Annotated in this window: 14 protein-coding genes; 11 read left to right on the top strand and 3 right to left on the bottom strand. The window is 68.3% G+C overall.

Annotated features, from left to right (window positions below):
• The first annotated feature begins 13 nt into the window (after window positions 1-13).
• The 6 genes from IE251_RS01960 to IE251_RS01935 all read left to right on the top strand — a co-directional run bounded on the left by IE251_RS01960 (window position 14) and on the right by IE251_RS01935 (window position 5,666).
• On the top strand, window positions 14-1,156 hold the full coding sequence (locus tag IE251_RS01960; protein ID WP_189751137.1) for a ferritin-like domain-containing protein: 1,143 nt from the start codon (window positions 14-16) through the stop codon (window positions 1,154-1,156).
• 22 nt (window positions 1,157-1,178) lie between these two features.
• On the top strand, window positions 1,179-1,724 hold the full coding sequence (locus IE251_RS01955; protein ID WP_189751136.1) for a hypothetical protein: 546 nt from the start codon (window positions 1,179-1,181) through the stop codon (window positions 1,722-1,724).
• Window positions 1,725-1,762: 38 nt separating this feature from the next.
• Complete coding sequence (iolE, locus tag IE251_RS01950) at window positions 1,763-2,680, top strand: myo-inosose-2 dehydratase (RefSeq protein ID WP_189751135.1); 918 nt, start codon at window positions 1,763-1,765, stop codon at window positions 2,678-2,680.
• Between the two features lie 2 nt (window positions 2,681-2,682).
• On the top strand, window positions 2,683-3,675 hold the full coding sequence (locus tag IE251_RS01945; RefSeq protein ID WP_200692311.1) for a sugar phosphate isomerase/epimerase family protein: 993 nt from the start codon (window positions 2,683-2,685) through the stop codon (window positions 3,673-3,675).
• 243 nt (window positions 3,676-3,918) lie between these two features.
• Complete coding sequence (locus IE251_RS01940; RefSeq protein WP_189751134.1) at window positions 3,919-4,500, top strand: Uma2 family endonuclease; 582 nt, start codon at window positions 3,919-3,921, stop codon at window positions 4,498-4,500.
• A 500-nt stretch (window positions 4,501-5,000) separates the two neighbouring features.
• Window positions 5,001-5,666 carry a pentapeptide repeat-containing protein gene (locus tag IE251_RS01935; protein ID WP_189751133.1) on the top strand — a complete coding sequence of 222 codons (666 nt, stop codon included), beginning with the start codon at window positions 5,001-5,003 and terminating at the stop codon, window positions 5,664-5,666.
• Window positions 5,667-5,845: 179 nt separating this feature from the next.
• Here the strand turns inward: IE251_RS01935 and ychF are convergent, their stop codons facing one another.
• Window positions 5,846-6,934 (bottom strand): redox-regulated ATPase YchF, encoded by a 1,089-nt coding sequence (gene ychF, locus IE251_RS01930; protein ID WP_030778799.1) that lies wholly within the window; start codon window positions 6,932-6,934, stop codon window positions 5,846-5,848.
• 476 nt (window positions 6,935-7,410) lie between these two features.
• On the opposite strand from ychF, the gene IE251_RS01925 reads away from it, so the two are divergent.
• The gene (locus IE251_RS01925; protein WP_373301958.1) at window positions 7,411-7,824 is read left to right on the top strand and encodes a DUF6542 domain-containing protein; all 414 of its coding nucleotides are present in this window, start codon (window positions 7,411-7,413) and stop codon (window positions 7,822-7,824) included.
• A gap of 87 nt (window positions 7,825-7,911) precedes the next feature.
• Here the strand turns inward: IE251_RS01925 and ppgK are convergent, their stop codons facing one another.
• Complete coding sequence (ppgK, locus tag IE251_RS01920; RefSeq protein ID WP_189751132.1) at window positions 7,912-8,658, bottom strand: polyphosphate--glucose phosphotransferase; 747 nt, start codon at window positions 8,656-8,658, stop codon at window positions 7,912-7,914.
• 29 nt (window positions 8,659-8,687) lie between these two features.
• Window positions 8,688-9,704, bottom strand: coding sequence for a 4-hydroxy-3-methylbut-2-enyl diphosphate reductase (locus IE251_RS01915; RefSeq protein WP_189751131.1), 1,017 nt, complete (start codon window positions 9,702-9,704; stop codon window positions 8,688-8,690).
• A gap of 64 nt (window positions 9,705-9,768) precedes the next feature.
• Between IE251_RS01915 and IE251_RS01910 the strand changes: the two genes are divergently transcribed.
• From IE251_RS01910 to IE251_RS01895, 4 genes are all read left to right on the top strand, one after another.
• The gene (locus IE251_RS01910) at window positions 9,769-11,127 is read left to right on the top strand and encodes an APC family permease (RefSeq protein ID WP_189751130.1); all 1,359 of its coding nucleotides are present in this window, start codon (window positions 9,769-9,771) and stop codon (window positions 11,125-11,127) included.
• 142 nt (window positions 11,128-11,269) lie between these two features.
• Window positions 11,270-12,478: an exodeoxyribonuclease VII large subunit gene (gene xseA / locus IE251_RS01905; RefSeq protein WP_030778789.1), complete on the top strand. Its 1,209-nt coding sequence runs from the start codon at window positions 11,270-11,272 to the stop codon at window positions 12,476-12,478.
• Window positions 12,475-12,705, top strand: coding sequence for an exodeoxyribonuclease VII small subunit (locus IE251_RS01900; RefSeq protein ID WP_189751129.1), 231 nt, complete (start codon window positions 12,475-12,477; stop codon window positions 12,703-12,705). The genes xseA and IE251_RS01900 overlap by 4 nt, the downstream gene beginning before the upstream one ends.
• A gap of 209 nt (window positions 12,706-12,914) precedes the next feature.
• Entirely contained in the window at window positions 12,915-13,505 is a 591-nt protein-coding gene (locus IE251_RS01895; RefSeq protein ID WP_030778785.1) for a malonic semialdehyde reductase, read from the top strand.
• Window positions 13,506-13,527: the final 22 nt, after the last annotated feature.

Here is a 13,527-nt window from a genome sequence, read left to right as displayed (position 1 = left end):
CGATTGGGGGAACATGTCCGTTTCAGAATCAGAGCCCGCTCCGGACCCCAAGATCAAGACCATCGAGGAGCTGTACGACTACCTCTACAAGGGGCTGCAGCTGGAGCACGCGACGCTCCCGCCCTACCTGACCGCGCTCTACTCGCTGCGTCCGGGGACGAACTCGGATGCCCGGCATGTCATCAGGGTCGTGGCCGTCGAGGAGATGCTGCACCTCACCCTGGTCGCGAACGTCCTGAACGCCGTGGGCGGGAAGCCGGACCTCACCAAGCCGGGATTCGTGCCGAATTACCCGACGCGCCTGCCGTGTGGTCCCGATTACTTCGATGTCCATCTCCGGCCGTTCTCGCGCGAGGCTCTCGACACGTTCCTGAAGATCGAGAAGCCCCCGGAGGCAGCTACCGAACAAGACAGGTTCGTACCGATGGACTGGGCGGCCCTTGGACTGACGTCCGACGGCGCGCCACCGCCACCGGAGAAACTGGCGCAACTCGAGGAGTCCGGGACGCTCTTCGGCCTCGTCCCCGGAGAACCCAGCAAGCGTTTCGCGAGCATCGGTGAGTTCTACGAGGAGATCATCCGGGGCATCAACCACCTGGAGGACCAGGCCCGTCAGGCAGGGAAGACGATTTTCACCGGCGATCCCGCCCGCCAGGTGACTCCCGAGTACTTCTACTCCGGCGGCGGCGATGTGATCGAGGTGACCGGCCGCGACAGCGCGGTCGCGGCGCTCACCCTCGTCGCGGAGCAGGGCGAAGGGCTGTACGGCGGCATCTACGACAGCCAGGACGAACTCGCCCACTACTACAGGTTCCAGCAGCTGGAAAAAGGGCGGTACTACCAGAAGGGCGATGAGCCGAACGAGCCTTCCGGCCCGATTCTGCACGTCGACTGGGATGCCGTCTATCCGGTGAAGCCGGACATCAAGATGGTGGACCTCTCGAGAGACCCGGAAATCCTGGCGGCGGCCGCGGAATTCAACCAGTTCTACGCCACCTTCCTGACCAACATCAATCTGGCCTACAACGGTCAGCCCGACCTTCTGCTCAAGGCGGTTTGGGAGATGTTCCGCATGCGCGACAGCATGAACCGGCTCGTCCGCAACCCGCTCACAGGGCATGCCGGGAAGAACGCCGGCCCGACATTCGAGCTCTAAGACCGTCGAAGGAGGTGGGATCATGACACAGACAACGGACGCAGAAAACAATCTGGACGAATTCGTGAAGTTCTCTGCCGCTGTGACCGGGTTCAGCGAGTTCGACCTCTGGGGAACCGGCCAGGCGGAGGAGTACTACAAGACGGTCCTGAATCAAGAAGGGCCGGAAGCGATCCGGAAGGTGATTGCTTCCGACCCCTCTGCCGTCCCCTCCGATCCAGTGGTGAACAGCATCATCAAGCTCTGGTACGTCGGCGTCTGGTACGGCCCGGAACTGGTCGGACGCATGGACGTGGCGGCCTGGACGGCGCCCGGGCGGAGCGGAGCGAAGCCCGCCGTCCCGGATGACAGCCGGCCCGAGGAAAGCCGGTCCCTGCTGGCCACGTCCGGACGACTCCAGGATGGGGAAGACCGCGCGCACGGTGAAGTCGAACGCAAACCCCTGTTCGTCGTCTCCCCCGACGCCTACACCGAGGGGCTGTTGTGGCGGGCGATCGGCGCCCACCCGTCCGGCGCGAAGGCGCCGGGCTACGGATCGTGGGTCAATCCGCCCGTATTCGAGGACTGACAACCCGTATTCGAGGACTGACAAGAGGAGGAAGTGTCATGACCAGCACGATCTCGAACCTGGGTCCCGACAGGGTGTCACTCGGCGTGACGCCGACGCTGTGGTGGAACGACGACTTTCCGCTAATCGACATCGGCATCCCGTTCGAGCAATGCGTGAGCGAGATGGCGCTCGCGGGATTCCAGGGCTGCAGCATCGGTCACAAGTACCCGACCGACCCCGCCGTACTGAAGAAGGCACTCGACCTGCGTGACCTGAGGGTGTCCGAGCCCTGGGTGAGCACCTACTTCACCATCGGCGAAGAAGAACGGACCGTCGAAAACTTCAAGAGGCAGCTGGAGTTCCTCGAGAAAGTGGGCGGCGAGGACATCGTGGTCGCAGAATTCGGGCTGTCGTCGCACCTGCAGCCCATCCCGGTTTTCGACCACCGCCCGAAGTTCACCGAAAAAGAATGGGATCTCCTCACCAGCGGGCTCAACAAAATCGGTGAGCTGGCCGCGCACAAGGGGATGCGGCTGTGTTACCACCATCACATGGGCACTGGTGTGCAGACGACCGAGGACGTCGACACGTTGATGGCGGGAACCAACCCGGAGCTCGTGCATCTGCTGCTCGACACCGGGCATCTCCGGTTCGCGGGCGACGACCCGCTCACGACCGCCAAAAAACACAAGCAGCGGATCAAGCACGTTCATCTCAAGAACGTCCGCCAGCCTGTGGTCGACAAGGTGAGGAGCAACCGCCTGTCCTTCCAGGAGGGAATCCTGGAAGGCGTCTTCACCGTGCCCGGAGATCCGGAAGGCGCGATCGACTTCAAGCCCATCCTGTCGACGCTGGAGGAGGCCGGCTACGAGGGCTGGCTGGTCGTCGAGGCCGAACAGCACCCGGCGACGGCACACCCGCTGACGTACGCCAAGATGGCCCGTCGTTACCTCACCGAAGTCCTGGGGTGGTGACGATGAGGGCACGCGACATCTACCTCAGCTTCTTCATGTTCACCGTCAACCTGCACCCGGATGACCCCCAGTACACCGAGGTCGTCGTCAGGCACATGGAGAAACTGCAGGAGATCGGGTACGCGGGCTTCGACCTGCCCGTTTTCCCGAACGGCACGGGCGACCCGCAAGCGGACGTACCCCGCTACGAAAGGCTCAGGAAGGCTCTCGACGCAGCCGGCTTGGAGAACGTGGGTCTGACCACCAACGTGGCCACGACGCCGGCCTACAACCCCACATCGCTGAACGCCGAGGAACGCGAGGCGGCCCTGGCCTACCTCAAGTCCAGGGTGGACATCACAGCGGCCCTGCGCGGCACCATCATGGCGGGCCCCGTCCTGTTCCCCTACAACGTGTTTCCCGCCGTCAACGGCGAAACGCTGTGGAGTGACGCGCTGCAGGACTGGCTGCGGCCCCGGTACGACATCGCGCGGCCGCTCTTCGAGCAGCTCGGCGCGTACGCGGCGGACAAGGGCGTCCAGGTCGCCATCGAACCCGTCAACCACTGGGAGACACCCGCCCCGAACATGGTGCGCGACGTGCTCGACTTCCTCACCGAGGTGCGCAGTCCGCACATCGGCGTTGCCGTGGACAGCTCCCACGTCGTCCTCGGCAGCAGCGGCCCGGAGGCGTACCGCCGCGACATCCAGGACGCAGCCGACCAGCGACGCCTGCACCACGTGCAGGTGTCCCCACCGGACCGCGGTGAGGTCGCGGACAGCTGGATCCCCTGGCGCGAGTTCCTCGACCCCATCCTGCCCGTGTACGACGGACCGCTGCTCATCGAAGTCTTCAACGCCATCCCGGCGTTCCTCGATTCGTTGCGGCTGACCAGGCGGAAGTTCTGGATCCCCGGGGAGGGCGAGCCGGTTCCGGGCGTGCCGAGCGCCTACGAGGTCGCCGAGGAGGGGATCAAGAAACTGCGCTCGGAGCTGACCGCACTGCACGCGACGTGATCCGGGCTGCCCATCGGCCAAGGCGCCTGCTGCCTGCGCCACGTCACACTCACCGGCATCCCGGCACGATCCCGGCACGGGAAGAATCAGGGGCCCGACTCCGAAGAGTCGGGCCCTTCCGACCTGCGTGTTCGGCAGATCAGTGACGTAGTGGCATGTCACCCGCTACACGTTGAGGCGGAACTCCGTCGCCCTGTTGCCGAGCTCGTGGCCCGGCCCTCGCCGAGTCGCTACGGTTGAGCCATGACCGCACTGCCCGACTGGATGCGCCCGCCGCGCGAGGAAGGCTGGTTCGCGGAGGACCTGGACCGCCTTCCCGAGGCACCCCGCCACACCGAGCTGATCGACGGAGCGCTTGTCTTCATGATGTCGCCGCAGAGGTGGTGGCACGGCCACCTCGTCACCATGCTCACAGTCGCTCTCATGGAGCAGACGCCCGGCGATGTCAGGGTCGGCCGCGAGATGACCATAAAGCTCGACGAGCGAAACCGGCCCGAGCCGGATCTGCTGTTGACGACGGCCGGCTACGACGCGGACCGCACCTGGTTCGCACCGGACGAGGTGCGACTCGTCATCGAGGTCGTCTCACCCGAGTCCGCGCACCGGGACCGCACGGTCAAGCTCCGCAAGTACGCGGAGGCGGGCATCCCGCACTACTGGTGCATCGAGGACGAGAACGGCGCCCCCGTCGTCCATGTCTACGAACTCGACGAACCAACTCGCGCCTACGCACCCGCCGGCATCTTCCGAGGCACCTTGAAACGCCCGGTTCCCTTCGAGATCAGCCTGGATCTCGACAAACTCACCCCACCGCGGGGCAACTGAAGTCAGCACGGGAACGGGAAAGGACCGGGATCCCCAGAGCCCGGCCCTTTCCAGCCTGCACGCTTGACGAATCCCCTAGCGCACAGTAACGCAGCGATCACACGTTGAACCGGAACGTCTGACCCAGCGCTGTGACTTGCGGAACCGACTCTTTCGAGTCGGTCATCCCAGCACGGGAGCCGTATCCCAGCACCATGCGGCGTCTCGGCTGCTGTGGGCACCCGTGCCCCCTCGGAGCGCGACCTTCGTGATTGGTGCAGGGCCTGTGGCACGGAAGGCGAGGTGGAGGATCTCATCTCGACCGCCCGCGGCATCGAGGACATGCATGCCATCGGCTCTGGCTGCCGTGATGCCTTCGTCGGTGTTCTCTTGGGAGAGGCAGGCGCTCGTAGGCGCAGACGGCTTCGCAATAAGCATGGACACCCCCGTGTGGGTGATTATTCAGCTTTCCACAGGCTGTCGCGTAGATCTCCCTCCGAGATTCCGCGACCGTGAGAAATATGACAGCAAGTCCTTGGCAGTGGGCATTGGTAATCGTGCTGATTGTCGCCGGGTTGCTTCTCTCTGGCCTCGCCTGGAAGATGGCAATTGGAACACATCAAGCATCCACGGAGAGTAGCGTTCTCGCCGGCATTGGGGGAGGGTTGATTACGGGCTTCGCCGTCAGCCTATCCGTATTCTTCCTGGAACACTCTTTCGAGAAAACTCAGGAAGAAGCCACGTGGCGCGCGAATGTACAGCTATCTTCAAGCATCTCTGGCTTCGACCCGCATCACCACTCGATCAAGGATCTTTCTTTTGCAGGCAAGGAGTTGCTTGATGCAGACTTCAGGGGAATGGATCTGGAGGGATATTCCTTTCGCGACGCCAAGCTACGAGGTGCAATTTTCGATGACGCCAATCTGAGAGGAGCTAATTTTATTGGAGCCGACCTCTCCGAAGCCAGCTTCAGACGTGTGAATCTTGAGCGTGCACTGTTGCTGAGCACACGCATGCATCTGACCGATCTAAGGGGTGCACGATACAAGAAGACGCAGGTGAACTACCTGACCTGCTGGCCGCGTCAATTCTTCTCGACGGTAATCCGAAGCGGCGGTCTGCGCCCAATGCCGAAATGGGAGCTCGGTGGTGTCACCCATCAAGCTGACACGGGCGTTCTCTGCTGATCGAAACGCTCACATCCGGTCGCACAGCAGCCTGGTAGTGCAGGGATGACGACAGATGACGAGGCATCAGCCATCCCAGCACCATCCCAGCACGGGAAAAGCCAGGGGCCCGACCCCGGAGAGTCGGACCCCTTCCGACCTGCATGTTTGGCAGATCAGTGAAGTAGTGGTGTCACCCGCTACACATTGAACCTGAACTCCACCACATCCCCGTCCTGCATCACATAGTCCTTGCCCTCCATGCGGGCCTTGCCCTTGGCTCGGGCCTCGGTGACGGAGCCGGCTTCCACCAGGTCGTCGAAGGAGATGACCTCGGCCTTGATGAAGCCCTTCTGGAAGTCGGTGTGGATGACACCGGCCGCCTCGGGGGCCGTGGCGCCCTTCTTGATGGTCCAGGCGCGGGACTCCTTGGGGCCGGCCGTCAGGTACGTCTGGAGGCCGAGGGTGTCGAAGCCGACGCGGGCCAGGGTCGCGAGGCCCGGCTCGTCCTGGCCGACGGACTGGAGGAGCTCCAGGGCCTCCTCCTCGTCCAGCTCGGCGAGGTCCGCCTCCAGCTTGGCGTTGAGGAAGATCGCTTCCGCGGGAGCGACCAGCGCGCGCTGCTCGTTCTTGAAGTCCTCGTCCACCAGCTCGTCCTCGTCGACGTTGAAGACGTAGAGGAAGGGCTTCGTCGTCAGCAGGTGCAGGTCGTGGAGGAGCTCCGCGCGCTCGCTGCCCTGGACGATGCCGTGGGCGAAGAGCGTCTCGCCCTTCTCCAGGATCTCCTTGGCCTCCTCGACGGCCTTGACCTTGGGCGCGACGTCCTTCTTGATCCGCGACTCCTTCTGGAGGCGGGGCAGGACCTTCTCGATGGTCTGGAGGTCGGCGAGGATCAGCTCGGTGTTGATCGTCTCGATGTCGTCCTTCGGCGAGACCTTGCCGTCGACGTGGACGACGTTCTCGTCCTTGAAGGCGCGGATGACCTGGCAGATCGCGTCGGACTCGCGGATGTTCGCCAGGAACTTGTTGCCCAGGCCCTCACCCTCGGAGGCGCCGCGCACGATGCCGGCGATGTCGACGAAGTCGACCGTGGCCGGAAGGATGCGCTCCGACTTGAAGATCGAGGCCAGCTGGGCGAGGCGGGCGTCGGGCACGCCGACCACGCCCACGTTCGGCTCGATCGTGGCGAACGGGTAGTTGGCCGCCAGCACGTCGTTCTTGGTCAGGGCGTTGAACAGGGTCGACTTGCCGACGTTGGGCAGGCCGACGATTCCGATCGTGAGCGACACGTTGCGACTTCCCGTAGTTGAGTGGGCCAGGGGCTGCCAGGGGCCAGAGACCGACACTGGCCGATCCACCAGTTTACGGCGTCCCGGGCGTCCGCCTCACGAGAGCGCCGGACGCCCGGCCAAGCTCCCCCGCCCGGCGTGTCTGAGGGCTGATTCAGCACATAAACAGACCTAGGTTGGTCCCTGTGGAGCAACACAGGCAGCGACCCCCGAACGACGGACCGCGACGCGGCATGCCGCCCCAGCGCCCCAGAGGCCTGCGGCAGCCCCCGCCGTCGTCGGCTCCCGGGGCGTCGCCTGCCCATGGGGTGTCGCCGGGTTCCAGGGCTTCGGAGGCTGCCAGGGCTTCGGAGGTCCCCATGCGTCCCGTGCCGCCCACGGCTTCTCCCTCCCCGATGCCCTCCCAGGGCCGGCGGCGCCCGGGTGGCGCCCGTGGGGGTGGCAGCGGGACCGGTCGGGCCGGCCGGCGGACCCGGGTGGCGTCCGCGACCGCGCCCCCGGGACCCCGGCTGCCCAATCCCCGGCTGACCGGGCTCGGCAGCGGTCTGTTCTGCGCCGTGGCCATGTTTCTGCTCGGCTGCCTGGACCAGCTGCTGTTCGGCGCCTCCCCGGCGGTCTACGGCGTGCTGTTCCTGCCGGTGAGCGTGCTGACCGCGCTGTGGGTGCGGGGCGGGGACGTACTGAGCGCGCCCGTGGTGCTGCCGATCGCGTTCGCCGTGGGACTGCTGCCGGTCGCGGAGGGCGGCGGGGGGCTGCTCGGCCGGCTGATGGGCCTGGTCACCGGGCTCGCCACCCAGGCCGGCTGGCTGTACGGCGGGACGCTGCTGGCCGCGGTGATCGTGCTCGTCCGCCGGGTGCGGTGGGTGCGGGGACGACAGCGGCGCGGCTGACGCCCCCTCGGGCCCGGATTTCACCGGTCGGCCGGCGGGCCACTCCCCAGCCAAGCCGCCCGGTGGCGCGGGACTGCTGCGCCCCCCTCAGCCCGACTGTGCCGCTCTCATCGCCGCTCCCACGATTCCCGCGTCGTTCTGGAGTCGCGCCGGGACGATCTCGGCCTTGACGTCCTCGATGAGGTGCAGGAACTTGTCCGCCTTGCGGCTGACCCCGCCGCCGATGATGAACAGCTCCGGCGAGAACAGCATCTCCACGTGCCGGAGATACCGCTGGACGCGGCGCGCCCAACGCTCCCAGCTGAGGTCGTGGTCCTCCTTGGCCTTGCTGGAGGCGCGCTTCTCGGCCTCGTGGCCGTTCAGCTCCAGGTGGCCGAGTTCCGTGTTGGGGAGCAGGGCGCCGTCCACGAAGACGGCGCTGCCGATGCCGGTGCCGAAGGTGAGCAGGATGACCGTGCCCCGGCGGCCCCGGCCGGCGCCGAACTCCATCTCGGCGACGCCCGCCGCGTCCGCGTCGTTCACCACGGTCACCGGCAGGCCGCCGAGCCGGTCGGCGAACAACGCGCGCGCGTCCGTGTCGATCCAGCCCGGGTCCACGTTCGCGGCCGTACGGACCGTGGCGCCGCCGGTGACCACTCCGGGGAAGGTCAGGCCGACCGGCCCGGTCCACCCGAAGTGGTCCACCACCTGCTTGACCCCGTCGGCGACGGCGTCGGGCGTCGCCGGGTGCGGGGTGAGCACCTTGTGGCGCTCCTGGGCCAGGTCGCCCCGGTCGAGATCCACGGGAGCGCCCTTGATCCCGGATCCGCCGATGTCCACGCCGAAGATCTGCATGGCTCCACGTTACGACGGACCACTGACAGTCACGCCACGGGTGTGCCGCTCCCGCCGCGCTCGGCCACCAGTGCCGCCGCCTCTTCGCGCAGGTCGCGGCGCAGTTCCTTGGGCAGCGAGAAGGTGATGGTCTCCTCGGCCGCCCTGACCAGCTCCACATCGCCGTAGCCGCGCTCGGCGAGCCACTCCAGGACCTGCTCGACCAGCACCTCGGGCACGGAGGCGCCGGAGGTGACGCCGACCGTCGTCACGCCCTCCAGCCAGGACTCGTCGATCTCGTCGGCGAAGTCGACCAGGTGGGCGTCGCGGGCACCGGCCAGCTTGGCGACCTCGACCAGCCGCTTGGAGTTGGAGGAGTTGCGCGAGCCGACGACGATGACCAGCTCGGCCTCGGCGCCCATCTGCTTCACCGCGAGCTGGCGGTTCTGGGTGGCGTAGCAGATGTCGTCGCTGGGCGGGGAGACGAGGCCCGGGAACTTGGTCTTCAGGGCGTCGACGGTCTCCATGGTCTCGTCGACGGAGAGGGTGGTCTGGGAGAGCCAGACCACCTTGGAGGGGTCGCGGACCTCGACCTTGTCGACGTCGTCGGGGCCGTCGACCAGCTGGATGTGGTCGGGGGCCTCGCCGGAGGTGCCGATGACCTCCTCGTGGCCCTCGTGTCCGATCAGGAGGATGTCGTAGTCCTCGCCGGCGTACCGGACGGCCTCCTTGTGGACCTTGGTGACAAGGGGGCAGGTGGCGTCGATGGTGGCGAGCCGGCCCTGGCGGGCCTCCTCGTGCACCACGGGCGCGACGCCGTGCGCCGAGAACATGACGATGTTGCCGGGCGGCACTTCCTCCGTGCGCTCCACGAAGATGGCGCCCTTCTTCTCCAGGGTCTGCACCACGTACTTGTTGTGGACGATCTCGTGCCGGACGTAGATCGGGGCCCCGTACTGTTCCAGGGCTTTCTCGACGGCGATCACGGCGCGGTCCACGCCGGCGCAGTAGCCCCGGGGGGCGGCGAGCAGGACACGGCGGCCAGAGGAAGCGGTCATGCGTCCCATCGTAAGGCCGCGTTCACAAGCGCAGAGATCGCTTCCCCACACTCCGCGGGGAAGACTTGTGTGTATGTCCAACACCGGAACGACAACCTCCGGGGCCGACGCGGGCCATCGTCTCCGGCGCAGCCTGGGCTTGCGGGACCTCGTGGTCTACGGGCTGCTGTTCATCGCGCCGATGGCGCCGGTCGGGGTGTTCGGGGCGCTGGACGCCAGATCGCACGGCGCGGTGGCGCTGGTGTACGTGGTGGCGACGGTCGCCATGGGGTTCACGGCGTTCAGCTACGCGCAGATGGTGCGGGTCGTCCCGCAGGCGGGGTCGGTGTACGCCTACGCGCGCGCGGGGCTCGGCGAGGGGGCCGGGTTCGTCGCCGGCTGGATGGCGATGCTGGACTACGTCCTCATCCCCGCGGTGGCCTATCTCTTCTCCGGGATCGCGATGAACGCGCTGGTCCCGGAGGTGTCCCGGTGGGTGTGGACGGCGCTGGCCGTGGTGCTCACGACCCTGCTGAACCTGTGGGGCGTACGGGCCGCCGCGCGCGTGGGCTTCGCCGTGCTGGCCCTGGAGATCGTGGTCCTGCTGGTGTTCGTGGTCTCGGCCGTCGTGGTGCTGGCGCACGACGGGGCGGCGCGGGGGCCGCTGTCGCCGCTGACGGGGGACGGTACGCAGGGTGGTTTCGCGGCGGCCGCGGTGCTCGGCGCGGTGTCCGTGGCGGTCCTGTCCTACCTGGGTTTCGACGCCATCGCGACGTTCGCCGAGGAGGTCACCGGAGGCTCGGCGCGGGTGGCGCGGGCGCTGCTGTTCTGTCTGGCGCTGGCGGGGGTGCTGTTCGTGGCGCAGACGTATCTGGTGGCGCTGCTGGAGCCGGTGTCCTCCGCGGGGCTCGCGCGCGATCCGGGGCGGCAGGGGTCCGCCTTCTACGACGCGGTGGACTCCTCGGTCGGCACGTGGCTGCACGACCTGGTGGCCGCGAGCAAGGCGGTCGGAGCGGCGTTCGCGGCGCTGGCGGGACAGGCGGCGGCCGGACGGCTGCTGTTCGCGATGGGCCGCGACCGGCGGCTGCCGCGCGCGCTGTCCCGGACGGACGGGGGCGTACCGCGGGTCGCGCTGGTGTGCGCGGCGGTGGTCACGCTGGTCGCGGCGGGGTGGGCGGCACGGCGGGACGACGGGCTGGACAAGCTGGTCTCGGTGGTCGACATCGGCGCGCTGTCGGCGTTCACGCTGCTGCACGCGAGCGTGGTGGGGTATTTCGTCCGCCGCCGGGGGGAGGCGAGCTGGTGGCGGCATGTGCTGGTGCCGGTGGCCGGGGCCGGCATCACGGTCGCCGTCGTCGTGGCGGCGTCCGGGGTGGCCCAGGTGGTGGGGGCGGTGTGGCTGGTGATCGGTCTGGGGGTGCTGGCGGGGCAGCGGGGCCGGGTTCCCGGATAGCCGACGTGTGTGCGCCCCGAAGGGGCGCGGGGAACCGCGCGGGAGACCACGACGGACCCGCACCCGGCAACGCGCGCCCCGCCCCACGGCGCACGGCCGCACGGCCGCCCCCTTGTCAGTACCGGCCGTTACTCTCGACCGCATGGCTGTGAACACGTCCCCGGAGTCCCCCCTGCCCGTAGGCGAGGTGTCGCGGCTGATCGGGGGATGGATCGACCGGCTCGGCGCGGTGTGGGTCGAAGGGCAGATCACGCAGTTGTCGCGCCGCCCCGGCGCCGGAGTCGTGTTCCTCACCCTGCGCGACCCGTCGCACGACATCTCCGTCAGCGTGACCTGCTACCGCCAGGTCTTCGACGCGGTCGCGGACGTCGTCGGCGAGGGCGCCCGGGTCGTCGTCCTGGCGAAGCCCGAGTGGTACGCGCCCCGCGGCCAGCTGTCCCTGCGCGCCGCCGAGATAAGGCCCGTCGGCGTCGGTGAGCTGCTGGCCCGGCTGGAGCAGCTGAAGAAGTCCCTGGCGGCGGAGGGGCTCTTCGCACCGGAGCGGAAGACGGCGCTGCCGTTCCTGCCGCAGCTGATCGGGCTGGTGTGCGGCCGGGCCTCCGCCGCGGAGCGGGACGTGCTGGAGAACGCCCGGCACCGCTGGCCCGCCGTCCGCTTCGAGGTCCGCAACGTCCCCGTGCAGGGCGTGCACGCCGTCCCGCAGGTCGTGCAGGCGGTCAAGGAGCTCGACGCGATGGACGAGGTGGACGTGATCATCGTCGCGCGCGGCGGTGGCAGCGTGGAGGATCTGCTGCCGTTCTCCGACGAGCAGCTGGTGCGGGCGGTGGCCGGCTGCCGTACGCCCGTGGTGTCGGCGATCGGGCACGAGCCGGACACCCCGCTGCTGGATTACGTGGCCGACCTGCGCGCCTCCACGCCGACGGACGCGGCCAAGAAGGTCGTGCCCGACGTGGGCGAGGAGCTGGAGCGGGTGCGGATGCTGCGCGACCGGGCCCGGCGGTGCGCGGCGGCGTTCGTGGAGCGGGAGGAGCGCGGGCTGGCGCACGCCCTGGCCCGGCCGGCGATACAGGATCCGCACCGGATGCTCGACGAGCGCGCCGACCACGTGCTGTCCCTGCTGGAGCGCGGCCGGCGGACCCTGGGGCATCTGCTCGACCGCGCGGACTCGGAGCTGACGCACACGCACGCGCGTGTGGTGGCCCTCTCCCCGGCGGCGACGCTGCGGCGCGGCTACGCGGTACTGCAACGGGCGGACGGGCACGTGGTGCGCGATCCGGCCGAGGTGACGGCGGGCGAGGCGCTGCGGGCCCGCGTCGCCGACGGTGAACTGACTGTGAAGGTGGACGGATGACGAGCAAGGTGGACGAGGCGCTCTCCTACGAGCAGGCCCGGGACGAGCTGATCGAGGTCGTACGGCGGCTGGAGGCGGGCGGTACGACGCTGGAGGAGTCCCTGGCGCTCTGGGAGCGCGGCGAGGAGCTGGCCAAGGTGTGCCGGCGCTGGCTGGAGGGGGCCCGGGCCCGGCTGGACGCGGCCCTGGCCGAGGAAGAGGGGGGCGCCGAGGGCTCGGACGAGTAGGACGAGCGGACGGCACGGGTCACGCGGGCTGCCGTCCGGCCGGTACGGGCCGCCCTGGCCGCCAGTGCGCCGGTACGGTCGCCCCGGCTGTGAGGCGGCTCACCGCGCCCCCCTCTTAGTTGAACGTTAAACCTCGCTGGCGTAGGGTCGACCGCGTCAGCCGGTCCGGCATCCCGTCGGGCCGGACGCGCACCCCAGGAAGTACACGCATGTCTCTCGTTCTTGACCCCGCCGCCCAGGACCTGCTGTTCCGCGAGGCCCGCACCGCCAACACCTTCACCGACGAGCCGGTGACCGAGGAGCAGGTGCAGGCGATCTACGACCTGGTCAAGTACGGCCCCACCGCCTTCAACCAGAGCCCGCTGCGCATCACCCTGGTCCGCTCCCCCGAGGCCCGCGAGCGCCTGGTCGCGCTCATGGCCGAGGGCAACCAGCCCAAGACCGCCGCCGCCCCGCTGGTCGCGATCCTCTCCGCGGACAACGAGTTCCACGAGGAGCTGCCGGCCCTCTTCCCGCACTTCCCGCAGGCCAAGGACGCGTTCTTCAGCGAGCGCCAGGTCCGGGAGAGCGCCGCCGCGATGAACGCCACCCTCCAGGCCGCGTACTTCATCATCGGCGTCCGCGCCGCCGGCCTGGCCGCCGGCCCGATGACCGGCCTCGACTTCGAGGGCGTCCGCAAGGAGTTCCTGGACGACGACCACACCCCGCTGATGGTCGTCAACATCGGCAAGCCGGGCCCGGACGCCTGGTTCCCCCGCTCCCCGCGCCTGGCCTACGAGGACGTCGTCACCACCGTCTGACACTCCCGTACGCACGAGGAGG

It is taken from the genome of Streptomyces eurythermus (assembly GCF_014649115.1).
GTDB classification, from domain to species: domain Bacteria; phylum Actinomycetota; class Actinomycetes; order Streptomycetales; family Streptomycetaceae; genus Streptomyces; species Streptomyces eurythermus.
Note: the sequence above shows the minus strand (reverse complement) of the source record. Positions and strands in the feature narration are given on the sequence as shown.